Annotated in this window: 23 protein-coding genes; 13 read left to right on the top strand and 10 right to left on the bottom strand. The window is 66.7% G+C overall.

The features are described 5' to 3' along the window. Positions 1-59: 59 nt before the first annotated feature. The 5 genes from KHP16_RS19580 to KHP16_RS19600 are packed head-to-tail and all read right to left on the bottom strand — an operon-like array spanning position 60 to position 4,859. On the bottom strand, positions 60-1,733 hold the full coding sequence (locus tag KHP16_RS19580) for a sulfite reductase subunit alpha (RefSeq protein ID WP_211960932.1): 1,674 nt from the start codon (positions 1,731-1,733) through the stop codon (positions 60-62). Beyond that, the gene (locus tag KHP16_RS19585) at positions 1,730-2,734 is read right to left on the bottom strand and encodes an FAD:protein FMN transferase (RefSeq protein WP_211960933.1); all 1,005 of its coding nucleotides are present in this window, start codon (positions 2,732-2,734) and stop codon (positions 1,730-1,732) included. The genes KHP16_RS19580 and KHP16_RS19585 overlap by 4 nt, the downstream gene beginning before the upstream one ends. A gap of 29 nt (positions 2,735-2,763) precedes the next feature. Further along, complete coding sequence (locus KHP16_RS19590; protein WP_244214816.1) at positions 2,764-3,597, bottom strand: DUF4198 domain-containing protein; 834 nt, start codon at positions 3,595-3,597, stop codon at positions 2,764-2,766. Positions 3,598-3,638: 41 nt separating this feature from the next. Further along, positions 3,639-4,160, bottom strand: a complete 522-nt coding sequence (locus KHP16_RS19595; protein ID WP_109584727.1) for a DUF2271 domain-containing protein — start codon at positions 4,158-4,160, stop codon at positions 3,639-3,641. A gap of 33 nt (positions 4,161-4,193) precedes the next feature. Beyond that, entirely contained in the window at positions 4,194-4,859 is a 666-nt protein-coding gene (locus tag KHP16_RS19600) for a PepSY-associated TM helix domain-containing protein (protein WP_211960934.1), read from the bottom strand. A 306-nt stretch (positions 4,860-5,165) separates the two neighbouring features. Here KHP16_RS19600 and KHP16_RS19605 point away from each other — a divergent pair, with 306 nt between their 5' ends. Further along, a complete protein-coding gene (locus tag KHP16_RS19605) occupies positions 5,166-6,356 on the top strand; it encodes a mechanosensitive ion channel family protein (protein WP_244835888.1) in 1,191 nt (396 codons plus the stop codon). 4 nt (positions 6,357-6,360) lie between these two features. Here KHP16_RS19605 and KHP16_RS19610 read toward each other — a convergent pair whose 3' ends face one another. The 4 genes from KHP16_RS19610 to KHP16_RS19625 all read right to left on the bottom strand — a co-directional run bounded on the left by KHP16_RS19610 (position 6,361) and on the right by KHP16_RS19625 (position 11,252). After that, complete coding sequence (locus tag KHP16_RS19610; protein ID WP_211960935.1) at positions 6,361-7,092, bottom strand: DUF4198 domain-containing protein; 732 nt, start codon at positions 7,090-7,092, stop codon at positions 6,361-6,363. 33 nt (positions 7,093-7,125) lie between these two features. After that, entirely contained in the window at positions 7,126-9,507 is a 2,382-nt protein-coding gene (locus KHP16_RS19615; RefSeq protein WP_244835889.1) for a TonB-dependent receptor, read from the bottom strand. A 163-nt stretch (positions 9,508-9,670) separates the two neighbouring features. Then, positions 9,671-10,720 (bottom strand): FecR domain-containing protein, encoded by a 1,050-nt coding sequence (locus KHP16_RS19620; RefSeq protein WP_211960937.1) that lies wholly within the window; start codon positions 10,718-10,720, stop codon positions 9,671-9,673. 10 nt (positions 10,721-10,730) lie between these two features. Next, positions 10,731-11,252: a sigma-70 family RNA polymerase sigma factor gene (locus KHP16_RS19625; RefSeq protein ID WP_109584733.1), complete on the bottom strand. Its 522-nt coding sequence runs from the start codon at positions 11,250-11,252 to the stop codon at positions 10,731-10,733. Positions 11,253-11,493: 241 nt separating this feature from the next. Here KHP16_RS19625 and hisD point away from each other — a divergent pair, with 241 nt between their 5' ends. The 11 genes from hisD to KHP16_RS19680 all read left to right on the top strand — a co-directional run bounded on the left by hisD (position 11,494) and on the right by KHP16_RS19680 (position 22,130). After that, the gene (gene hisD, locus KHP16_RS19630) at positions 11,494-12,816 is read left to right on the top strand and encodes a histidinol dehydrogenase (RefSeq protein ID WP_211960938.1); all 1,323 of its coding nucleotides are present in this window, start codon (positions 11,494-11,496) and stop codon (positions 12,814-12,816) included. Further along, on the top strand, positions 12,813-13,583 hold the full coding sequence (locus KHP16_RS19635) for an SDR family NAD(P)-dependent oxidoreductase (RefSeq protein WP_211960939.1): 771 nt from the start codon (positions 12,813-12,815) through the stop codon (positions 13,581-13,583). The genes hisD and KHP16_RS19635 overlap by 4 nt, the downstream gene beginning before the upstream one ends. Beyond that, positions 13,580-14,632, top strand: coding sequence for a LacI family DNA-binding transcriptional regulator (locus KHP16_RS19640; protein ID WP_179594473.1), 1,053 nt, complete (start codon positions 13,580-13,582; stop codon positions 14,630-14,632). Before KHP16_RS19635 ends, KHP16_RS19640 begins: the two co-directional genes overlap by 4 nt. Then, positions 14,629-15,603 carry a 3-hydroxyacyl-CoA dehydrogenase gene (locus tag KHP16_RS19645; RefSeq protein ID WP_211960940.1) on the top strand — a complete coding sequence of 325 codons (975 nt, stop codon included), beginning with the start codon at positions 14,629-14,631 and terminating at the stop codon, positions 15,601-15,603. The genes KHP16_RS19640 and KHP16_RS19645 overlap by 4 nt, the downstream gene beginning before the upstream one ends. A 57-nt stretch (positions 15,604-15,660) precedes the next feature. Continuing rightward, the gene (locus tag KHP16_RS19650) at positions 15,661-16,656 is read left to right on the top strand and encodes a Bug family tripartite tricarboxylate transporter substrate binding protein (protein ID WP_109584738.1); all 996 of its coding nucleotides are present in this window, start codon (positions 15,661-15,663) and stop codon (positions 16,654-16,656) included. Positions 16,657-16,690: 34 nt separating this feature from the next. Further along, positions 16,691-18,094, top strand: a complete 1,404-nt coding sequence (gene leuC / locus KHP16_RS19655; RefSeq protein WP_115954904.1) for a 3-isopropylmalate dehydratase large subunit — start codon at positions 16,691-16,693, stop codon at positions 18,092-18,094. Beyond that, on the top strand, positions 18,091-18,696 hold the full coding sequence (leuD, locus tag KHP16_RS19660) for a 3-isopropylmalate dehydratase small subunit (RefSeq protein WP_211960941.1): 606 nt from the start codon (positions 18,091-18,093) through the stop codon (positions 18,694-18,696). Before leuC ends, leuD begins: the two co-directional genes overlap by 4 nt. A gap of 35 nt (positions 18,697-18,731) precedes the next feature. Further along, the gene (locus KHP16_RS19665) at positions 18,732-19,595 is read left to right on the top strand and encodes an isocitrate lyase/PEP mutase family protein (protein ID WP_115954908.1); all 864 of its coding nucleotides are present in this window, start codon (positions 18,732-18,734) and stop codon (positions 19,593-19,595) included. A gap of 81 nt (positions 19,596-19,676) precedes the next feature. Then, on the top strand, positions 19,677-20,654 hold the full coding sequence (locus KHP16_RS19670; protein WP_109584742.1) for a tripartite tricarboxylate transporter substrate binding protein: 978 nt from the start codon (positions 19,677-19,679) through the stop codon (positions 20,652-20,654). A gap of 507 nt (positions 20,655-21,161) precedes the next feature. After that, the gene (gene fur / locus KHP16_RS19675; RefSeq protein WP_115955051.1) at positions 21,162-21,605 is read left to right on the top strand and encodes a ferric iron uptake transcriptional regulator; all 444 of its coding nucleotides are present in this window, start codon (positions 21,162-21,164) and stop codon (positions 21,603-21,605) included. Positions 21,606-21,731: 126 nt separating this feature from the next. After that, on the top strand, positions 21,732-22,130 hold the full coding sequence (locus KHP16_RS19680) for a hypothetical protein (protein ID WP_115954912.1): 399 nt from the start codon (positions 21,732-21,734) through the stop codon (positions 22,128-22,130). 28 nt (positions 22,131-22,158) lie between these two features. On the opposite strand, the gene KHP16_RS19685 is transcribed toward KHP16_RS19680, so the two are convergent. Continuing rightward, positions 22,159-23,064, bottom strand: a complete 906-nt coding sequence (locus KHP16_RS19685; protein WP_109584744.1) for a DMT family transporter — start codon at positions 23,062-23,064, stop codon at positions 22,159-22,161. 583 nt (positions 23,065-23,647) lie between these two features. Here KHP16_RS19685 and KHP16_RS19690 point away from each other — a divergent pair. Continuing rightward, a complete protein-coding gene (locus KHP16_RS19690; RefSeq protein WP_115954916.1) occupies positions 23,648-23,971 on the top strand; it encodes a PadR family transcriptional regulator in 324 nt (107 codons plus the stop codon). The last annotated feature ends 25 nt before the right edge of the window (positions 23,972-23,996 follow it).

The raw sequence follows: 23,996 nt of genomic DNA on the forward strand, positions 1-23,996 counted from the left end.
ACGCGTCCGTCACGTCAAACGGGTGTTTGCCGCGGAGCCGGTTACACGTCCGGCTCAACTTAATACACGTCGCGTCGGTAGCGTCCGTCTTCCGCCATCTGCCGCAACGCATCGTCGCCGACGATCGACACCAGCGCATCGTGCACGCCTCCCGCCATCCCCTGCAGGCTGCCGCAAACATAGACCGCCGCGCCTTGCGCGATCCAATCGCGCAGCGTTACACCATGCGCCGCCACCACGTGCTGCACATAACGCAGCGGACCGCCATCGCGTGAATACACACGATCCACCCGCTGCAGCAGCCCGCTTGCCTGCCACCTGACGATGTCCGCGTCGTGGAACGCATCGTGGGCGGCCGAACGTTCGCCGAATAGCAGCCAGTTGCGACGATGGCCCGCCGCTTCGCGCGCCTTCAGCTGGGCACGCAAACCCGCGAGGCCCGTGCCGTTGCCGATCAGGATCAGCGGCCGGCCGTCGGCTGGCGGGTGGAAAGCGCGATTGACGCGCACGCGCAGCGCAATGGCCGTGCCGACGGGTGCATGTTCCGTGAGCCAGCCCGACGCGAGGCCCAGGCGCCCGTCGTCGTGGCGCGTCTGGCGAACGAGTAGTTCGAGCCGTCCATCCGCGGGCAGCGAGGCGATCGAATACTCGCGATGCGGCAATGCGGGGAGCGCATCGACGATGCGCTGCGGCGGCAGGCCCACAAGTGTGTCGATGTGCGCGTCAGGCAAGGGCAATCGCGTCGCCAGCGCCTCGGCAAGCGTTGCCGGTCGGCCGTCGCACCGCACCGGCGTGGCGCCGTCGAGCGACAGCCGCGCGAGCAATGCCGCCGCGAAGCCGGGCCCGTGGCGCGGGCCGACCTCGGCGATATCGCCGGCCGACCAGTCGAGCGCCGCGGGATCTTCCGGTATCAGCGCAAGATGGAACGCGGGCGCGCCCGCGCTGCCCGGATTGAGCAGGCGCCGTTCCACGAGCCGCCAGCGCCCGTAGCGGGGGCGTTCCCAGTCCGCGATCTCGGCACCGCCCGACAGCGCAGACAGATGGTTCTGCCAGTGCCGCAGCGCGCCGGGGTCGCCGTTATCGACCTCGACCATGTCGAACAGCGGCTGCGCGTGATGGCGCTGCAGCCAGGTGGACAACGTGTGGCCGAACGCGCAGAAGCGCGCGTAGCTGCTGTCGCCCAGCGCGAGAATGCCGTAACGCAGTTGCCGCAGGCTTTCGGGCGCCACCCCCGCGATGAGGCGGCGCGTGAAACCGGAGGCGCTGTCCGGGGCATCGCCCTCGCCTGTCGTGCTGACGAGGAAGAGCGCCTGCCCGCAGGCGGCCAGCTGTCTGCCGTCGAGATCGGCGAACGACGTCACGCGCACCGGCACACCGGCGCCGCGCAACGCGCGCGCGGTTTGCTCCGCGAGCTGCTCGGCGAACCCGGTCTGGCTCGCGAACGCGATCAGCGTCGGGAGATCGGCATCGGCATCGGCATCGGCATCGGCATCGGCATCGGCATCGGCATCGGCATTGTGGGGCGCGTTGCCTGACGTGATTCCCCATGCCGCGCGCGCGGCGCGCCGGCGCCGATGCCGCGCGAGGATACCCACGCAGAACGCGAGGTAAGCCGCGACCACACCCGCCGCCATCGTCCAGCGATCCCGCGCGGTCAAGGCCAGCACGCCGCCAGCGATCGCTACGATGGCGGCGATAGGAGCGATAGCGGCGAACGTCGGCAGGGATTTCATTGCATCATCGCAGCGAACGCGGCGGAGAGGTGTTCGTCGAAGCCATGCGGCGTCCGCACGAGGAAGCGGGCCGCAAGCGCTTGGCGATCGGCCGCCTGACATCCCGCATCGGGACCGAGTACCGTCAGCGCGGTAGACCACGCATCCGCCATCATCGCGTCTTCATGCAGCACCGTCACGGAAGCCAGCGCATGCGTGGCCGGATAGCCCGTGCGCGGATCGATCGTATGCGCATAGCGGCGGCCATCCTGCTCGAAGTAGCGGCGGTAGTCGCCAGACGTCGCCACAGACAGGCCACAGAGCGCCACCAGCGTGCGCGCCCCCTCAGGCTCGGTCTCCGCCACCGGCGACTCGAGTTCGACCCACCACGGCATGCCGTCCGCCTTGACGCCATGACCACGCAGTTCGCCGCCGATCTCGACGAGATGACTCGTCACGCCCGCGGCTGTCAGGTAGCGCGACACGGTATCCACCGCGAAGCCCTTGGCAATCGCGCAGAAGTCGAGCGATGCGCCGCCCGGCTGCAACACCGCGCGGCGGGCGTCATCGGTCCGCAAGCGGAGCCAGCCGCATTGTTCGCGCAGGCGCGCGATGGCGTCCGGCGCCGGAGCGGCCTCCCGTCGGCCAGCGGGACCGAAGCCCCACAGGTCTACCAGCGCGCCCGCGCTGGGATCGTAGGCACCGCCGCTTTCGCGCGCGATGCGCAATGCGGTCGTGAGCACGGTGAAGGCGTCTTCGGGCAGGACGATCCACTCGCCCGCCGCCGCGCGGTTATAGCGGCTCACGTCGGAGTCGGTGGACCAGTTGCTCATTTGCGCGATGACATCGTCGAACACAGTACGAATGCCTTCACCGAGCGAAGACGGATCGCTCGGCGGCGGCAATTCCGCGGCGACGGACCACGTGGTGCCCATCGTCTCGCCCGCCCATTGCCACGCGCGCGCGCCCACTGCCGGCAGGGGCGGCTCGCGTAACGTGAGGGGGATCAACACGCGGTTCATCGCGTCGTTATTGCGGCCTCATTGGGGCCTCATTGCGGTAACACCTCGACCGTCACGGCGTACGTCGCGCGCCGCGCCTTGATCGCGCTGCTGGACGTCTTGTCGTCGCGCACCTCGGCTTCCATCCAGTACATGCCCGGCGCGGGCCACTTCACGCTGAACTTGCCGTCCGCGTCGGTGTTGACCGCCATCTCGTTGAGCTTGTCGCGATAGCGAATGCCGCCCGGTACCACTTCGACCTTGAGGTTGCTCGCCGGCTTGCCATCGAGCAGCAGCCGGAAGTTGGCGGCTTCGCCCGCGACGAGGTCGTTCGGATGCGTGATCGGCTGCAGTTCGAGCCCCTTGCCCGTCGGGGCAAAGGCCTTGTTGCTCGGCTTGCCGGCCGTCACGTACGTTTCCACACGGCCGAGCGTCTCCGTGGTCTGCAGGCCCTCCGCATTGGCTGGCACCGCGGTGGCGAGCGCTTCGGCGGTGCCGCGGAAACGCCTGGTCTCGCCGTTGACTTTCCAGTTCGCGAATACGCCGTTGTTCACCACGGCCACACGGTACGTGCCCGGTTGCGTCAGGTGCAGGTCGAACGTGCTGCGGAACTTGCCCGTGGCGGCGTTCTCGGGCTTGAGGGCCGCACCGTCAGGGCCCGTGACGACGAGGCCGTCGAGACGCATCGGGACATGTTCGAAGATGAACAGGTCGTTGGACACGGCAGCGTCCACGGTCACCCAGGGATCGTTGCCCGCCAGCACGGTGGTCGATGGCAGCAGCCACTGACGGTGCGCGTGCGCGGCGAGCGGAGCGAGGGCGGCGAGCGCGAGCAGCGAAGCGCGCACGGCGAGGCGTTGCAGAGAACGAGCGGGTGTGTTCATGGCGGGCTCCATATGGGGATGCGAGTTCAGGATGTCTGGGATCAGGGCTTGAGGTCGATGCTGACCGTGCCCAGTTCATGCTCGCCCTGGGCCTTCGCGTTCTGCGCGGACTGCGGCGGCCACGTGAACGGCACGCGCACGAGTTCGCGTCCGCCGACCTCGCGCGCGGCTTCCACCACGAGCTGATAGCTCCCAGCGGGCAGCTTGCCCAGCGGCGCCTTGCCATCGGTGAAGGTCAGCGAATGTTCGCCCGGGGCGCGCGTGGCGCCGGAAATGCCGTCGGCCGGCATCTGCATGTCGCGTCCTGCCTTGCGCCACCACGTGCGCATGTCCTTGAGCCACTTGGTGCCGTGGTCTTCCTTGCTCTTGGCGTCGTACCAGACCGCCACCGTCGACACCGGGGTCTGATCGGCGCGCTCGATCCAGATCGAGACATAGGGGCGGTGATATTCCGCAACGGTGAGGCGCGGGATCTCCACCTTGACGGTCATGTCGGCCGCCACGGCGTTCACGCCGGGAATCGCGGCCATGCCGGTCAGGGTAACGGTGAGCAGTCGGCGCATGTCAGGAAAGCCTTTCCTTGCAGTAGGGTGGGATCAATGGATGAACAGGATGACGAGCAGCAGCGGCAGGACCATGCCAAACCCCACAAGGGGCCACGTCGCCGCGCGGCCGCCCGCATGCAGCTTCAGCAGGAACAGTCCGGTCACGCTGAAGACGAGGCACGCGATAGCGAACGCGTCGATGAACCAGCTCCACGCGTGGCCGGTGTTGCGGCCCTTGTGCAAATCATTGAGATAGGAGATCCAGCCGCGCGTCGTCACTTCGTACTGGACTTCGCCGTCGTCGAGGGCGACGCTGACCCACGCGTCGCCACCGGGGCGCGGCAGGGCGACGTAGACCTCGTCGGACGACCATTCGGCCTCGCGCGTCGACGCCTCGACATCAAGCGTGCGCGCCAGCCAGTCGGCCAGCACTGGCGGGACGCCCGATTTCGCATCGGCCTTGCCACGCGCGCCATCCGCTGCGGCAGGGGCGGCACGCCGCAGCGCGCGGAGGGCGTCGGCGGGCAGCGTCTCCTGCCGCGTCACAACCTTCGGGCGGCCTTCGATCTGCCCGGCATGATTGAGCGTAAAGCCCGTGACCGCGAACATCAGCATCCCGATCAGGCAGATCGCGGAACTGATCCAGTGCCACTGGTGGAGATGCTTGAGCCAGAACGCGCGGCGCTGCTGGCCGGAAGCTGGCTGGGTGTCGATCATGGGGGCGAAGGCTCGCGACTGCGGTGACAGCGGCGTCACAGGGAAAGCGCAGGCCGGAGGATGATAATGGTTCTCAATTTGGAGGGCAACGCGCGCCGCCGCGACCGTGTTACGGATCATTACGGGGTCGCCGCTCGGGCTGCGACGACTGTGGCGGACTGTGGCGAACTGTGGCGAACGATGGCGCGATGTGACAGCGAGTGGCCGAGTGTGCCTGCACATTGGATGTCATCCGGCGTGCGGAGTGGTGACTACAATGCTTGGAGCGTGACGACACCTGGGCGGCGGAGGGCTATGTTCGGAGACATGTTTCGCATCGTCGAAGGGCCGGACGGCTGGCCCCGGGTCTACGCGCAGACCGACAGCCTGCCCGTGGCGATCGCGATCGTCGCCGGATTGCTGCTGACCATCGCGCTCGCCAGCGTGCTTTGCTACGCGGTCACGCGCGTCCTCCTGCTCTGGACCGTGCGCCGGCTCGCGCGCGGGGAGCATCGCAAGTGGCTGCGCGCGGCGGAGAAGCGGCGGGTGTTCGACCGTCTGGCGCCGATCGTGCCCGCGTTCATCGTCTACGTGTCCGCGCCGTTGCTCACTGGCATTACGTTTCCGATCGTCTCGATGCTCGGACGCCCCGTGGGAGTGATTGCCGCGTGCTTCATGGTCTTCGCCGCCCTGCGCGCGGGCTTCGCGTTCCTTGGCAGCATCGAGGATCGATACAGCCATTTCCCGCATGCGAGCGAGCGGCCGATCAAGAGCTTCCTTCAGGTCGCGACGATCGTGCTGTACCTGATGGCGCTGATCGCCATCGTCTCGCTGCTGCTCGATCGATCTCCCACCTACTTCCTCACCGGCGTGAGCGCGATGACCGCGCTGCTGATCATCGTGTTCCGCGACTCGCTGCTTGGCTTCGTCGCGAGCATCCAGCTGGCCGCGTACGACATGCTGCGCATCGGCGACTGGATCGAAGTCCCCGGTTATGTCGCCGATGGCGTGGTCACCGATATCTCGCTGAACACGATCAAGGTGCAGAACTTCGACAATACCATCGTCACGCTGCCGAGCTACGTGCTGCTCAGCAACGGCGTCAAGAACTGGCGCGGCATGATGGAGGCGGGGGCGCGCCGCGTGCGGCATGCGATTCCGTTCGATGCGGATAGTGTGCGGCTGTGCGACGACGCGATGCTGAGTACGTTGCGCACGAGCCCCGCGCTGCGGTTGCCCTCCGCGCTGGACGCCACGGCGGCATGCGAAGCCATGACCAACCTCGGCATGCTGCGCGCGTACATGATGGCCTACTTCCGTGCGCATCCGGCCATCCGCGCCGATATGCCGCTCGTGATCCGTCACGTGCAATCGACGAGCCAGGGCCTGCCGCTCGAGGTCTTCCTGTTCGTCAACGTGACCGACTGGGAGACGTACGAACAGGTCCAGTCGGACCTGTTCGACCACGTCTACGGCGTGTTGCCGGTCTTCGGCTTACGTGTGTGGCAAAAGCGCTAGCACGCTACTTCGCGGGCGAAGGCGTTGCCGCCGGTGGCGCGGGAAGCGGCTCCACGCCATCGGCCTTGATATACGTCACCGAGGTCACGTAATTCACGGCCGTATAGCGCTCCGCGCCCTTGGCGCCCGTGCGCTCGCCCGGCGTCTGGTCGTTGTGATGAACCTCCGCGACGTAGGTGCCCTTCCACGGCATATCGAACTTCACGGCGCCATACTCGTCCGTATTGGCCTCCTTCGCCCAGCCGGACTGCGTCACGAGCGCGACCTTGGTCTTCGGCAGCGGCTTGCCCTGGAAGTACAGCTTGAACGCGCCCGCGTCGCCCGTCGGGACGAGGTCGAGCGGCAGCCTCGGCGGCTGCGCGGCAAAGTCGGTGATCCAGCGGGCGGCGGGGTAGTACCAGTTGGCCATGTCCTTGTCGGCACGCTTGAACGCGTAGAGCGGATAACTCGCGTCCTGCGCGACCACGGACTCGCCCGCGGTCGCGATGAAGGGCAGCGCGAAACCGCTGGCAGTCTTCACGCCGGCGGCGGATTTTTCGCCCTTCGATGAGAGCAGCGTGGCGCTCGGCGCAACGAACTTGTCGAGCAGGCCCGGCGATGCTTCGCGCAGGTTGTCGCCGAACTCGCCGAAGCGGATCACCGCGCGCTGGTCCGCGGGTTCGATCCAGATCTGGTGCGCCTGAGCGGCGGAGGAGAGAGTCATCAACGCGAATGCGATGGCGGTCGTCTTGGTCATCGGTATTTCCTTATCGGCTAGCGCGGCGAAACGTCAGAAGTCGATCTGCGCGGACAGCAGCACCGTTCGCGGAGCCGCCACTGTCGCATAGGTGCCGCTCACGAGCCAGTAGTCGGAGTTGAAAAGGTTCTCGACATTGGCGCGGAACACCACGGACTTGCCCATGACCTTGGTGCGGTACCGCGCGCCCACGTCGTAACGCGTCCACGACGGCACGCGCAGCGTATTGGCCGCGTTGAAGTAGACGCCCGACGTGTTGATGATGCGGCCCGACAGGCTCAGCCCCGGCACCCACGGCATATCCCAGTCCACGCCGAAGTTGAACGTGCGGTCCGGCACGCCGTTGGCATCCTTGCCGTCGTTCACGCCACCGGCGGTGCGGGACAGCTTGGCATCGTAGAACGTGGCACTGGCCAGCAGCCGCAACCCCCGCACGACTTCGCCGTAGGCCGACAGCTCGATACCGCGATTCTTCTGCTCGCCGTCGAAGCTGTAGATATTCGTGGCGGGATCCGTCACCGCGCTCGGACGCTTGATCTGGAACGCGGCCAGGCTCGTCGAAATGCGTCCCCAGTCCACCTTCACGCCGGTTTCCATCTGGCGCGACTTGTACGGCGCGAACACCTGTCCCGCGTTGGCCGCCGTAGTCGGCGCCACGCCGCCGCGCGTCAGGCCGGACGTGTAGTTGCCGTACAGCGAGACGTTGGTCAGCGGCTTGACCACGAAGCCGGCGAGCGGGGACACCGCGCTCGCGTCATAGTTCGAGGTCAGCGCGCCCGTTGTCGTCGAATAGTTGTTCAGCGACACTTTCTGATGACGCAGGCCGCCCGTCAGCAGGATGCGGTCATCGAGGAACGATATCGTGTCGGTCACGGCCACGCTGGTCAGCGCGGTGTCGGACGCCTTTTGCGCATCGGTGCGCGCGCCCATCACGGCGGGCAGCGGCGCCGGATCGTAGATGTTCGAAGCCACGGCCGACGACGCCGGATTCGCGATGTACGCGTTGCCCAGTTCCTGGTCGAGACGCGTGAAGCCGACGTTCACCGTATGACCCACGCCGAACGTCGCGAACGTCGCGCGGGCGCCCACTTCCGCCGTGCTCGTCTTGCTGTAGGAATCGTAGTACGAGTTGTTGACGCGGAAGTTGCCGAGCGCATCCACCGGGCCCGACGGAAAGGTCTGGTAAGCGGAGCCGCCACGGTAGCCACCCGTGGCGTAGACCATGAGGTTTGGCGAAATGTCGTACTCGAGGCGGGACATCACGGCCGAGTCATGCAGCCACAGCTGCGTGCCGGGGAAGAAATTGCGGTGGCCCGACGGCGCATCGGGGATCGACGTGACACCCGCCGCGAAGCCAACCTGCGGACGGAAGTTCTCGATGCCCTCGTGCTGCGAGTAGGCATCGAGCGACCAGCGCAGGTTTCGGCCGCGATAGTCGAGAGCGAGCGCGCCGAGGCCGAGTTCCTGCCGGCCGTCGTCGATGTTGCTCTTGCCGTTCTTGTACACGCCGTTGACGCGCACGCCCCACTCGTTATTCTCCCCGAAGCGGCGGCCCACGTCGGCCTGTACGCCCAGGATCGACTTGCTTTCGTAGGTCGTGGTCAGGCGCGTCAGCGGCTCGTCGCCCGCGCGCTTGGTCGTGATGTTGATCGCGCCGCCGACGCTGCCGTTCGGGCCGATGCCGTTCATCAGCGTGCCCGGTCCCTTGAGCACCTCCACGCGCTCCATGATGGCGGCCGGCATGCGGCTCGACGACACGAGGCCGTAGAGACCATTGATGCCAACGTCGCCGCTCGCCACGGTATAGCCGCGAATCTGGAAGTCTTCGCCGAAGCCGCCCGTCGAGGTCAGCGTCCGCACGGAGGACTCGTTGATGACTACGTCCGCCAGCGTGCGGGCCTGCGTGTTCTCGATGGTTTCGGCCGTGTAGTTCATCGTGCTGAACGGCGTGTCCATGACGTCGAGCGAACCGAGGATGCCGAGACTGCCGCCGCGCGCTACCTGGCCGCCCGCGTATTCCGGTTGCAGGCGCGTGTCGAGCGAAGCGGTTACGGTCACGGGCGGCAGCGTCGCGCCGCTGGCGCTCGCGGCGGGAGTGCCCGCCGGGCTGACGACCTGGTAGCTGCCGTTCGACTGCTCGACCACGGTCAGGCCCGAGCCCGCAAGCAGCGTGTCGAGGCCCGCCCGCGCGGAGTAGTTGCCGTTCAGGCCAGCGCTTTGCTTGCCGGCGGCGATCTCCGGCTTGAACGAGAGCATGATGCCTGCGTCGCGGCCAAAGCGGCTCAGGTTGTCTTCCAGCGTGCCGGCGGGAATCGCATAGGCGCGCGTGGCAGCCTGTGCGTGGGCGGCAACCGGCATGACGGCCGAGGCGGCCACCGCACCGCCAAGGCCACCCAATGCGATACGGCCTACCATGGACGTCAGCAGTTTGCGGCGAATGACACGAGGAGACTGACGCTCGCGCGTCCGGACGTGACCCATGAGTGAAACCTTTCGATGGAAGAGAGTTGAAGTACCTGTCTTCCCTGACCCGTGAGTTTCGAAAAGAGATCAGATATCTCGAAAAATTTTCAGCGGGTCATCGCGTCGTGGGCGCGCCGGGCGGTACGAGGCGGATCTCGTCGCCGCCCCAGAACCGGCTGACGGTTTGCTGGCGCACGTTGAGCGTGGTTCCAAGGGTGTCGAGCACCTTCCCCACGTCATCGACGGGGAACGAGCCGGAGACCAGCACGTCGCGCAGTGCGGGATCGCACGACAGCGTCTTGCGGCTGTAGCGGCCGAGCTCCGCGATAAAGTCGCCAAGCCGCATGCTGCGCGCGACGATGAAGCCCTCGGCCCATGCCATGCCGGCTCTGCTGGCCACTTCCGGCACGGTAATGGTCTGCGCGGTGTAGCTGGCGCTGTAACCGGACTGCAGCACGAGCTTGCGGGCGGGATTGTCGCGCGGCCGAATTTCCACGGCGCCCGTGTAGACGGCCACGCCGGTGCCGTGCGCATGATGGCGCATCACGTACTGCGTGCCGAGCGCACGGGCCGTGCCGAATGCGGTCTCGACGAGGAACGGGCGCGGGACCGGTTCGCGGTCCGGTGCTGTCGTGATCAGGATCTCGCCCGCAAGCAGCCGCACGCGACGCTCGGTGGCATCGAAGAGGATGTCCACCGCGCTCGCGGTATTGAGCATCAGCGTGGTGCCGTCGGACAGTACGACCTTGCGGCGATCGCCGACACCGGTGCGATAGTCCGCGGTCCACGCGCGCCAGCCTGATGGCTCCCGCGCGCGCCATGTCACGCCGCCCGCGACGAGCAGGACCGCAACGGCCTTGAGCGCATGCCGTCGCGTGCGCGAGGCCGTCGGCATCAGGGCCGCGCGCGCGATGCCCGCGGTGGCCGGCGTCGCCAGCGGCTGCAATCGGCCCTGCACGGATTCGATCCGGCGCCACGCGCGCTCGTGGTCGGGATGTGCGGCGCGCCATTGCCGCCACGCCGCCACGACTTCCGGCGACACCTCGGCGTCCTGCAATTCCACCAGCCATTCCAGCGCCTGCTCGGCGATATGCGGCGGGATGGATGCGGCATCCGACGTTGCCTGATACCAGGTGGACTGCGCGGGGTACGAGGGTGGTTTCATCGCTGGGCCGTCACGCGACGAAGGACAGGTCGGCGAAGTAACAGCGCTGCAGCGCCTTGACGAGGTATCGCTTGACCGTGGGCACCGAGATGCCGAGCTCCTCGGCAATCTGGGCATGCGTCTGACCATCGAGCTGGGAGAGCAGGAACGCCTGACGCACGATCGGCGGCAGGCCGTCGAGCAACCGGTCCAGTTCGACCAGCGTCTCCAGCAGCATCGCGCGCGCTTCCGGCGAGAGGCCGACATCCTGAGGCGCGAGCGCGAGCGCTTCGAGATAAGCCTGCTCGAGCTTCTCGCGGCGCCAGTGATTCGACATCAGGTTCCGCGCCACGGTCGTCAGGTACGCGCGTGGCTCGTCGAGCTGCGCCGGCACACGATCGCTGTTGAGCAGCCGCACGAAGGTGTCCTGCGCCAGGTCCGCCGCATGCTCGGCGCTACCGAGCCGGCGATGCAGCCAGCCGCGCAGCCAGGAATGGTGGTCCACATACAGTGCGGCAACAGCGGAGGGAAGGACGGAACCGGAAGTGCTCATGGAGCGTAATGATAATCATTGTTACTCTCGAATATCCAATTTGTCGGCAAATCGGTACCTCCGATGTCGAGCGATTACAACGCATTGCGGCGTAATCGCCGGTTTGAATGTCCTCCGCGCCGCGCTCAGGGTAACTACCGACTTTGCATACGAATGCAAGAATACTAATCTGCATACGTATGCACCTGCTTATGCACCGCCCTATGCACGTGCGCCCCGACAGATCCCAACAGGAGACACCATGATTCGTTACCTCAAGCGTGGACGCGACGTGCAGGCCCGGGCCGACGACGACACCGCCGTCCGCAACACCGTCGAAGGCATCATTCGCGACATCGAGTCGCGCGGCGACGCGGCAGTGCGCGAGTACAGCAGGAAGTTCGACAACTGGGAGCCGGAGGACTTCCGGTTGTCGCAGGCCGCGATCGAAAAGGCGATGAAGAGTCTGTCCGAGCGGGAGTTGGAAGATATTCGCTTCGCCCAGACGCAGGTCCGCAACTTCGCCCAGATCCAGCGCGACTCGATGCTCGACGTGGAAGTCGAGACCCGCCCCGGCGTGTTCCTCGGTCACCGCCATGTGCCGATCAACGCGGTGGGCTGCTACATCCCCGGCGGCAAATATCCGCTGCTGGCCTCCGCGCACATGAGCGTGCTGACGGCGAAGGTCGCGGGCGTCCAGCGCGTGGTCGCCACGGCGCCCCCCTTCCACGGCGAGCCGCATCCCGCCATCGTCGCCGCCATGCACATGGCCGGCGCGGACGAGATCCTCGTGCTCGGCGGCGTGCAGGCCGTGGTGGCGATGGCCGTCGGCACCAACAGCATCGCGCCGGTAGACATGCTGGTCGGTCCGGGCAACATGTTCGTGGCGGAAGCCAAGCGCCAGTTGTTCGGTCGCGTCGGCATCGACCTGTTCGCGGGCCCGACCGAGACGCTCGTCATCGCCGACGATTCGGTGGACGGCGAGATGTGCGCGGTCGACCTGCTCGGTCAGGCCGAGCATGGTCCCACCTCGCCCGCCGTGCTGCTGACGGACAGCGAAGCGCTTGCCCACGCGACGATGGCCGAGGTCGAGCGCCAACTCAAGATCCTGCCGACCGCCGCGATCGCCGCCAAGTCGTGGGCCGAGTTCGGCGAGGTCATCGTCTGCGACACGCGCGAAGAGATGCTGCAGAAGGCCGATGAACTCGCGTCCGAGCACGTGCAGGTGATGACGCGCGACCCGGACTGGTTCCTGAACAATATGACCAACTACGGCGCGCTGTTCCTCGGCCCGCGCACGAACGTCGCCTTCGGCGACAAGTGCATCGGCACCAACCACACGCTGCCGACGAACAAGGCCGCGCGTTATACCGGCGGCCTGTGGGTGGGCAAGTTCCTGAAGACATGCACGTTCCAGCGCGTGACCACGGATGCGGCCAGCGCCGAGATCGGCGAATACTGCTCGCGCCTGTGCCATATGGAAAACTTCGCGGGCCACGGCGAACAGGCGAACCTCCGCGTGCGCCGCTACGGCAGTCGTCCGGACGTGCCGTGGTACGAGCCGGTCCCGGAGCTTCAGGGATGACAGCCGCGCTGCCCTCGTTCGGTGGATTCCGTCTCGACGGCAAGCGCGCGCTCGTCACGGGCGGGGGCCGTGGCCTCGGTCTCGCGGCGGGCGTGGCGCTGGCGCAGGCCGGTGCCGCCGTTACGCTCGCGGCCCGATCGGGCGCGGAACTCGAAGCCGCCTGCGCCGCGATTCGCGAGCAGGGCGGCACCGCGGACGCTCTGGTGCTGGACGTCACCGACTCGTCCGCCGTGCGCCGTGTGATCGAGAGCCGTCCGCCGTACCAGATTCTCGTCAACAACGCGGGCATGAACCGCCCGAAGCTGCTGACCGAAACGGCCGATGAAGACATCGATGCGGTATTCGCGCTCAACGTCAAGGCCACCTTCTACGTCGCCCGCGAGGTGGCCCGCAGCCTGCAAGCCGCGGGTCTGCCGGGCTCCATCATCAATGTCTCGTCGCAGATGGGACACGTGGGCAGCCCGCGCCGGACGCTCTACTGCGCGAGCAAGCATGCGGTCGAAGGCATGAGCAAGGCGCTCGCGTGGGAACTCGGTCCCTCGGGCATCCGCGTGAACACGCTGTGCCCGACCTTCATCGAGACCGCCTTCACCGCGCCGATGTTCGAGGATCCCGCCTTCCGCAAGTTCGTGGTCGACAAGATCGCGCTTGGACGCGTCGGCAAGATCGACGAGGTCATGGGGCCGGTCGTGTTCCTCGCCAGCGATGCGTCGAGCCTGATGACGGGCAGCGCGCTGATGCTCGACGGCGGCTGGACTGCGGCATGAAAGCAAAGGTCACCGCGCACGACGTGGCCCGGCTGGCGGAGGTGTCACAGTCCGCCGTCAGCCGCGCGTTCACGCCGGGCGCGAGCGTGGCACCCGACACGCGCGAGCGGATTCATACCGCCGCGCGGCAGCTCGGTTATCGCCCGAACGCCATCGCGCGCAGTCTGATCACGCGGCGCAGCCGGATCATCGGCCTCGTCATGAGCTACCTCGAGAACCAGTTCTATCCAGTGGTCATCGAGCAACTGTGCCAGGCGCTGCAGCAGGACGGCTATCACGTGCTGCTGTTCATCAGCGACACGGAAGATGCCGACAACGTGCTGATGGACATTCTCCAGTATCAGGTCGATGGCATCGTCATGGCATCGACGACGCTGTCTTCGGCGCTGGCCAACGACTGCATCGACGCCGGCATTCCCGTGGTGATGTTCAACCGCGTGGCGCAGAGGCGCACGATGGGCGGCTACGCGACGAGCGCCGTCACTTCGCAGAACCGCGCGGGGGGCCGCCTGGTCGGCGAGCTCCTCGTCAGCAACGGCCATCGCCGCATCGCGTGGCTGGCGGGAGCGGAGAACGCCTCGACGAGCCACGAGCGCGAAGCCGGCCTGTGCGACGCCCTCGCCGCCGCGGACTTGCAACTCCATGCGCGCGGCGTGGGCCATTACGACTTCGCCGAAGCACGGCGCGCGGTGCTGGCACTGTTCCGCGATCCGGCCAATCGGCCCGATGCCCTCTTCTGCGCGAACGACCATATGGCCATCGCGGCGCTGGAGACCCTGCGCACCGAACTCGGCCTGCACGTGCCGCGCGACGTATCGGTCGTCGGCTTCGACAACGTGCCGCAGGCGGCCTGGCCTTCGTTCGATCTCACCACGGTGCAGCAAAACGTCGGGCAAATGGTGGATGCCACGCGAACCCTGCTGTTCGAGCAGATTGGCGGACAGGTGCTGGCCCGCGGCGTCACCGTGCCGTGCGTGCTCGTCGAGCGCGGCACCGTGCGCGCGCGGTCCGTCGAATACCAAACACACAAGACAAGCGAGACGACATGACAGAGAAGCAAGACCTCCGCGCGCTCTGCGCCGGCCGCCCCGTGGCCATCGTCGGCGCCGGCCTCGTGGGCGCCGGCTGGGCCATCGTTTTTGCGCGCGCGGGACTCTCCGTGAAGATGTTCGACGCCAACGCGGACATCACGCGCAAGGCCGTGCCACTGATTGCGTCCCAGCTCGAAGGGCTGCGGCGCCATGGGCTTATCGATGAGGATCCGGCCGCCGTGCTGGCGCGCATCACGCCGGTCGCCACGCTGGCCGAAGCGGTCGATGGCGCCGCCTATGTGCAGGAGTCCGTGCTCGAGCGCGTGGACGTCAAGCGACGGCTGATGGAGGACCTTGACGCGCTGCTCGCGCCCGACGCCATCGTCGGTAGTTCCACCTCCGGCATTCCCGGCTCGGATTTCGCGCTGGGCCTGTCGATCTCGCCGCGCGTGTTGATCGCCCATCCGGTGAACCCGCCCTACCTCGTTCCGGTCGTGGAACTGGTGCCTTCGCCCGAGACGTCGCCCGCGACCGCCGCCTTCGCCGATGCGCTGATGCGCGCGGTGGGGCAGACCGTCGTGCATGTGCGCAAGGAGGTGGAAGGCTTCGTGCTGAACCGCCTGCAGGCCGTGCTGCTGCGCGAGGCCTGGGCGCTGGTGCAGGACGGCGTGGCCAGTTGCGAGGACATCGACAAGACCATCCGCGACGGCCTTGGCTGGCGCTGGTCCTTCATGGGACCGTTCGAGACGATCGACCTCAACGCGCCCGGCGGCGTGGCCGACTACGCCGTCCGGCTGGGTCCGCTGTACCAGCGCATCGCGCGCGCGGGCTCGCATGAGTCCCCGTGGGACGCCGCATTGATCGGACAGGTGGAGGCGCAGCGTCGCGAGCACCTGTCCCACGCGGACCTCGAATCGCGCCGCGCGTGGCGCGACGAACGGCTGATGGAGTTTGCCGCTGCCCGACGGCGGGAGCAAACGCCGGGCTAGCCGCCAGACACGCAAGGGCACGCAGAGGCCCATCCCCAACATAACAGGAGACATCCGATGAAACTGCCTCGCCAACCCCTCACCGCCACCATCGCCACCATCGCCACCATCGCATTGACCGTGTGCGGGCTATCGCCGGCGTACGCGCAGAGCGACTATCCGAACAAACCCATCCGCCTGGTCGTGCCATTCGCCAACGCTGGCGTGACCGACACCAGCGCGCGGATCGTGGCCGAGAAGCTGGGCCAGCAACTGGGCCAGCAGATCGTCGTCGATAACAAGCCGGGCGCCGGCGGGAACATCGGCACGCAAATGGTGGCCAAGGCCGAACCCGATGGCTATACCCTGCTGCTCGGTTACGACGGCACGCTCGTCATCAATCCGAACGTCTACGCCAAGGTACCGTTCGACCCAGTCAAGGACTTCGCGCCGATCGGCAAGATCGGGGACGCGCTACTGCTGATCGCCGCCAATCCGAAGCTCGGCGTGAAGAACGTCGCCGATCTCCAGAAGTATGCGAAGACGCTGCCCGGCGGCGTATCCTACGGTAGCGCCGGCAACGGCAGCACCACGCACCTCGCCGGCGAAATGTTCCATCAGCGCACGGGCATGGCGATGACGCACGTGCCGTACAAGGGTGGCGGCCAGGCGCTGCTCGACGTGGTGGGCGGCACGCTGCCAATCACCTTCGCGGCGGTGACGGGCGCGATGCCGTTCGTCAAGAGCGGTCAGGTAGAGCCGCTGGCGGTGACGTCGCGCGAGCGCGCGCCCTCGCTGCCGAATGTGCCGACGTTGATAGAGGCCGGACTCAAGGACTTCGAGATCAATTCCTGGGTCGGCCTGCTGGCCCCCGCGAAAACGCCGAAGCCCGTGCTCGACAAGCTCAGCGCCGCGCTGCAGAAAGTGTTGAACGATCCCGCGATGCGCGAGCGTCTGGCCTCGCTCGGCATCGTCGCCACGCCGGGTACGCCCGATGCGTATGGCAAGGAAATCGTGCGCGACCTCGAGAAGAACAAGGCGATCACCAAAGCCGCGCATATCAGCCTCGACTGAGTCGTTTCGTTTGCAATCGCATGGACTCCACACCATGACCACTTTATTCGACAAGATCTGGGCGGCCCACGCGGTCGCCCGCAATGACGCCGGCGAGGACCTGATCTACATCGATCGGCACCTCGTGCAGGAGGTCTCGAGCCCGCAGGCCTTCGCCAGCATGGCCGAATCCGGCCACACGCTGCGCTCGTCGCCGCGCCATATCGCGGTGCAGGATCACAACGTCCCCACCACGGCCGATCGCCTCACGAACATCCCGAACGCGGAAAGCCGCGAGCAGATTGCCACCCTGCGCCGCAATACGCAGGCAACGGGTATGCGCCTGTACGACCTCGACCATCCGCTGCAGGGCATCGTCCATGTGATCGCGCCCGAGCTCGGCTACGTGCTGCCCGGCAGCACCGTGGTCTGCGGCGACTCGCACAGCGCCACGCTTGGCGCGATGGGCGCGGTGGCCTGGGGCATCGGTACCTCTGAAGTGGCGCACGTGATGAGCACGCAGAGCCTGTGGATGCGCAAGCCGCGCACGCTCGGCATCCGGGTTTCCGGGGCACTGGCCACTGGCGTCTATGCAAAGGATCTCGCGCTGGCGATCATCCATCATATCGGCACCAGCGGCGGCAATGGCTATGGCGTCGAATACTTCGGCCCCACCGTGGAAGCGTTGTCGATGGAAGCGCGGCTCACGCTGTGCAACATGACCATCGAGGCCGGTTCGCGCTTCGGGCTGATCGCGCCGGACGCCACGACGCTCGCTTATCTGCGCGACCGCGTGCAGGGCGCCGCGCGCGAGCACTTCGAGGCCGCCGCACGCGCCTGGCGCACGCTGCGCACCGATGGCCCCGACGATTTCGATCGTCGCGTCGACTTCGACGCCCGCACTGTCGCGCCGCTCGTGACGTGGGGCACCACGCCCGCGGACAGCGCCACATTCTCGGGCCGCGTCGGTGACGGCGCCGTGCTGGACGAGCCGGCCGAGCGTCATCGCATCGAGGAGAACCTGGTCTACATGGGGCTCGAGATGGGTCAGGCGCTATCGTCGGTGCCGATCGACGTGGCCTTCATTGGCTCCTGCACAAACGGCCGGCTCGAGGACCTGCGTGCCGCGGCGGACGTGGTCCGCGGCCGCCGCGTGGCTTCTAACGTCCGCGCGCTCGTGGTGCCCGGCTCGGGCAGCGTCAAGCGCGCCGCCGAGGCCGAGGGGCTCGCGCAGGTCTTTGTCGATGCGGGGTTCGAGTGGCGCGAGTCGGGCTGCTCGATGTGCATCGGCATGAACGGCGACAGTCTCGCCCCGGGCGAGCGCTGCGCCTCCACGTCCAACCGCAATTTCGAAAACCGGCAGGGACAAGGTGGACGCACGCACCTGATGAGCCCCGCCGCCGTCGCGGCCTCCGCGCTGCAAGGGCGCCTGACCGATCCCCGGGAGTACCTCGCATGAAAGCCGTCATCGCAGAAGTCCAGGGCCGCGCCGCGGTCATGCAGCGCGACGACATCGACACCGATGCCATTTTTCCGGGACGCTTCCTGCGCCTCGTGCAGCGCACGGGCATGGGCGCGCATCTGTTCGCCGATTGGCTCGCCGAAGGCCGGCCCGAGGTGGCGTTCATGGCCGACGCCACGCCACCGCGCATGGTCGTCGCGCTGCAAAACTTCGGCTGCGGCTCGTCGCGCGAGCATGCGGTGTGGGCGTTATCCGACTACGGCGTGAAGGCCGTCATCGCGCTGTCGTTCGGTGACATCTTCCGCAACAACTGCGTGAAGAACGGCGTGGTCGCGGCGATCGTCACGCCGGTAGATCACGCGCGGCTGCTGCAGGCGCTCGGCGAGCACAAGGATGCATCGCTGCTGCTGCGCGTGGCCGAACGCACGCTGCGGCTGCCCGACGGCGCCACCATCCCCATCACGCTTGCCGACGGCCACGCCGAGCAACTGCTCTCGGCGGAGGACGAAGTCGACCGCACGCTGGCGCACGAGGCGGCCCTGCGTGCTTACGAAGCGCGTGTGCAGCGCGAGCAGCCGTGGCTGGCCTCGATGGGCTGACCCGCTTCCTCTCTTGTTTCTCTACCGGAGCCACCATGGCCAATCCCATTCTTCGCGAGAAGCTCGCCGCGGGCGAGTTCATCACCATCCCCGGCGTGCAGGACATGATCGCCACCGTCATGACCAACAAGGTCGGCTTCGACATCATCTACGGATCGGGCTACTGGCTCACGGCGTCAAGCCTCGGCTTGCCCGATGCCGGCATCGCGACCTACACGCAGATGGTCGATCGCATGCGCACCATCACGCGGACCTCGAAAGCCGCGCTGATCGCCGATGCGGACACGGGCTATGGCGGCCTGCTCAACGTGCACCACACCGTGCGCGGGTACGAGGAGGCCGGCGTCACCGCGATCCAGATCGAGGATCAGGAGTTTCCGAAGAAGTGCGGCCACACGCCATTCAAGCGTTGCGTGCCCATCGAGGACATGGTCGAGAAGATCAAGGTCGCGTCGGAAGCGCGCCAGGACAAGGAGAACTTTTTGATCATCGCGCGCACCGACGCGCGCGCGAGCCTCGGCGTCGACGACGCCATGCGCCGCATGGAAGCCTATGCGAAGGCGGGCGCCGACATCCTGTTCTTCGAGGCGCCGCAATCGGAAGACGAAATGCGACGCGCTTGCGAGGCCTTCGACCTGCCAATGATGGCCAACATGGCCGATGGCGGGAAGACGCCGATCCTGCCGGCCAGCGTGTTGAAGGAGATAGGCTACTCGCTGGCGATTTTCCCCGCCATGACGAGCCTCGTGGCGGCCGCCGCGATGGAAAAGTCCCTGCGCCACCTGAAGGAAGCCGGTACCAGCCTGTCGCCGGACATTCCCATGGCCGACTTCAACGAGTTCTGCCGCCTGATCGGCTTCGAAGAGGTCTGGGATTTCGAAAAGCGCTGGGCGCGATAGCGGCCCGCATCGCTTCGGCCCCCATCAGGACCCGCTTACGACCTGACGTGACCACATAACAAAGATCTGGAGGAGACCCATATGCCGAACCACCCCAAACAGCGCGCCGCCGCGCTGGCCCTCATCGCCCTCGCCGCGGTGGCCGCCACCCCGGCCACGTTCGCACAGCCCGCATGGAAGCCCGATCGCCCCGTGACCATCGTGGTGCCCTACGTGCCGGGCGGCGGCACGGACGCCTCCGCGCGCGCGACGGCCAAGCTGCTCGGCGAGCAGTGGGGCGTGCCTGTACTCGTCGTCAATCAGCCCGGCGCGGACGGCCTGATCGGTACGCGCAAGGTCACGGAGTCCAAGCCCGACGGCTACACGCTGCTCCTGCAGACGCCCGCCATCGTGCTGACCAAGCACGCGCCGTCATTCACGGGCACCGATCCGCTCACCGCGCTGGTCCCCGTCACCAACATCGCGCAGTCGCCCGGCGTGATCGTGGCCAACGGCAAGTTCCCGGCGACATCGCTGCCGGAACTGATCAAGTACTGCAAGGCGGCGACGACGCCCTGCTCGATGGGAACCGGTGAAAACGTCGCCAAGCTCTTCGGCCAGCAGCTGAAGGCCGAGGTGCTGCCGAACCTTATCGTCGTCAACTACAAGGGCACCGCGGCCATCATCACCGACATGATCGCCAATAACGTGAACTTCGCCGTGACCGGCGTGGCATCCGCGCTGCCGCACCAGAAGGCCGGCACGCTCAAGATCGTCGCGAACCAGGGGACCCACCGCTTTGCGGGGGCGCCCGATGTGCGGACCGTCATCGAGACGGGCATGCCGCAGTACGAATACACGACGTGGTTCGGCCTGTTCGCGCCGAAGGGCACGCCGCCGGCGGTCACGCAAAGCATCTACGAGGCGGTGCGCGAAGCCATGCGCCAGCCCGAACTGCAGACGGCGATCACGGCGGTCGGGGCCGAGCCGCTCGTCAACACGCCCGATGAATTCGCGGCGCAGGTGCGCAAGGAAGACGCGCGCTTTACCGCGCTGGCCAAGCGCTTCCCGCTGAACTAGTACCCCCATTGTCCCCATGGCCTTGCGAAAATAGTGCTTGTAATGAGATCGATTCGCATTTACTATGGCCTCACTGACTGCTTCACACGGTGCACGGCACCAGGCAGACAGTGAAGAATTCCGGATCGGTGTGAAACGCCACGTGACACACCGCTCGTTACCGACTTTTGTGGGGACCGCTCCGTCACGCGGAGCGTTTGGCAGTAGCCAGCCATCGGAAGATCAGGAAAGCATCCAGACCCCGCTTTCTTGATCGCGTCATCCGGTGGCAAGCCAGGCCGCCTTTTTATTCCGCGCGCCGTGCAGGCACGGCGCACCGCCCGGGACGACCGCCAAGGCGCCCTCGTCCCGGGTGTCCATTCCGCCTGAATTTTCCCGTCATGGATGCCCGATGCGGGCGATGCGAGTCATCGCCCCCGCAGGATGGCCTTCGCGCGCGCCGTCGCGCGGCGCGCCGGTTCCGTGATCGCCCCAAAACGCTCAACGCGCTATGTGGCGCGAATCGCCATGTCCTTGTCACCCGTGATGACCGATCCCCGCCTCAAGCATGCCGGCCTCAAGGCCACCTCGCCTCGCATGTACGTGCTCGAGGCCTTTCGCACCAGCGACCGGCGCCACCTCAGCGCCGAAGACGTCTATCGCATCCTCCTGACGCAGGACGTCGATGCCGGCTTGTCCACCGTCTATCGCGTGCTGAACCAGCTCGTGCAGGCCAATATCCTCCTGCGCCATACCTTCGAGGCCGACCACGCCGTGTTCGAACTGAACGAGGGTGGGCACCACGATCATCTGATCTGCGTCACCTGCGGTCGGGTGGAGGAGTTTCGGGACGAGCACATCGAGCGGCGCCAGCGGGAGGTCGCCGCGGATAACGACTTCGAACTGCGTGAACACATGCTGGTGCTCTACGGCCTGTGTCCCGCGTGCCAGCCGCGTGCGACCGACGACTGAAACAGTCCACGTGGCGTGGCGACAACGTCTCTTACAGAATGGGGAAGGCTTGTTACAAAGCCGCTAGAACCGTAATACGCCACACCGGTAGAGTGGAGGTACAGCATCACACTACTGGTGAACACAATGAACAAGCGTCCCCTGATCGCATCTACCCTGACCGCCGCGGCCCTTGGCCTGGCCGCGCTGACCGCCTCCACCGCCGCGCAGGCGCGCGTCGATGTCGATGTGAACATCGGCGCCCCGGCCCCGGTCTACGTCGCCCCGGCGCCCGTCTACGCGGCACCCGCGTACGCGCCGCCGCCGCCCGCCCCCGTCGTCGTCGCGCCGGCGCCTGTCGTGGTCGCCCCGGTGGTCATCGGGTGGCACGGCGACCGCTACTGGGACGGCCGCCGCTGGTACTCGCGCCACGAATGGCGCGACTGGCACGATCGCGGCCGTCACTGGGGTCCAGGCGGTCCCGGCCCGGGCCCGCGCGGCCACTACGCGGACCATGACCACGATCGCGGCCCGCATCACCACTAACGACTGACGCCGTGCCGGCGAAACGCCGTCAGGCGGTGCGCGCCTGCGCGGCCGGCTTGGCCGGCCGGAGCACCATCCAGACGGCGCCGCCAATCAGCGCCATGCCGACGGCGTGCGCCGCCGAGAGCGTCTCGCCGAGGAAGATCCAGCCCCAGACGATGCCGAAAGGCGGAATCAGGAACGTGACGGTCAGCGAGCGGACCGGCCCGATGTCGGCGATCAACCGGAAGTACATGACGTAGGCGATGGCAGTACAGAACATCCCGAGCGCGAGCATGGCGGCCCAGACCCCTGGGCCTGCCAGCGGCAACGTGTTCTCGCGGATGAGCGCCGCGGCACTGAACGGCAACAGGAACAGCGTCGCGCCGATGAGGCTGCCCGCGGCGACCAGGCGATTGTCCAGGCCGCCCTGCGCGGTGATCCAGCGGCGCGTCAGGAATCCGGCCAATCCATAACAGAGCGTCGCCACGAGGCACGCCGCGGCGCCCAGCAGCACCATCGGCGAGAACGTGACTGGACCCGTCCGCGTCAGCACCGCCACGCCAAGCAAACCCAGCACCACGCCGATCGCCTTCGCGCGGGTCAGCGGTTCGGCGAAGAACAGCGCGCCGATCAGTACGCCCATCAGCGGGGTCATCGCGTTGAACACGGCGGAATAGCCCGCCGGTAGCCACAGCGCCGCCACCGCGTACATCACGAAAGGAATGCCGGAATTGATGACCCCGAGTGTCATCACGGCGCGCCACTTGCCGCGCATATCCCAATGCACGCGCATGAGGACGAGACATGCGGCGAGGGTGACGGCGCCGATCAGCACGCGGAAGAATGCCGCAGGAAGAGGCCCTAGCACCGGGGCGCCGATGCGAATGAACAGGAAGCTGGCGCCCCAGATCGCGGACAGCGCCAGCAGGCGAACGATATCGGTGGATTTCATGCGGAGTGAAAGTGGGAGGCTGGGTGACGGCGATAAGCACGGCTTGTGAGGTGTTGCGCGGAACACACAACATCGATGGATTGCAACGATCCGGTGCAAGTTGGACTGCCGCAATACCTGCTAACGGTCATTACAGCGGCTTCTGAAGCACCTCGCAAGCCGCTTTCGGACATCCGATCGCACGCGGACATTCCACACCGCTTGAATCGGGATAACTGGCAAAACGCCTGTTTAATGCACAGAAAGTGGGCAAAAGTGCTATTCGTTGCAGATACGCTGCGGTCGGCACATCACTTCACCCGACATGACACCCCCCAAATGGAGGGGTCGCTACCACAAGACGTGACATCGCGTATTCGATTCCTTTAAACTCTGTTCTGCGCCAGAGTTAATTGACCCCTCCGACGCATTCCCGACAAGCCGCCAGGGCCCTCCTGGCGGCTTCTTTTTTTGTGCAAAGCGGGAATGGAGTATCGTACGCGACGGGGGCCGCGCCATGGGGCGGGTTTCGCGCGCGTTGCTTTGTAATCCGGCGTAAACTGCCGGCGTCAACCGCCATCCCCAGTTCTGCGTTGCCTCCGAAATGAAAAGACAGTTTCTTGGCCTGCTGGCCCGCGTCTATGTGATGCAATTTGCCCTGGAGGTGCCCGCCACCGTCGCCATGCTCGCCGAAATGCTCGTCGAGTACGGCTTCCAGGTGGATATCGGCAGCGTGCGACCGCTATTGCGAGCGTTGCAGATGGAGGGATACCTGGAGAGCGTCTTGCGCGACGGCATCGGCCGGGTCTACCTGCTGACCGAAATGGGCCGCGAGGAACTCGCGAGCAGCCGGTCCCGCATCGACGAACTGTATCGGCGCCTGCATAACCCCGAAGGCAGCCACACGCTGATACCGAGCCAGACCTGAACGGCCGGCTCTCCCCTCATCGGAT

Origin of the sequence: Cupriavidus plantarum (assembly GCF_905397285.1) — a bacterium.
Lineage (GTDB): Bacteria > Pseudomonadota > Gammaproteobacteria > Burkholderiales > Burkholderiaceae > Cupriavidus > Cupriavidus plantarum.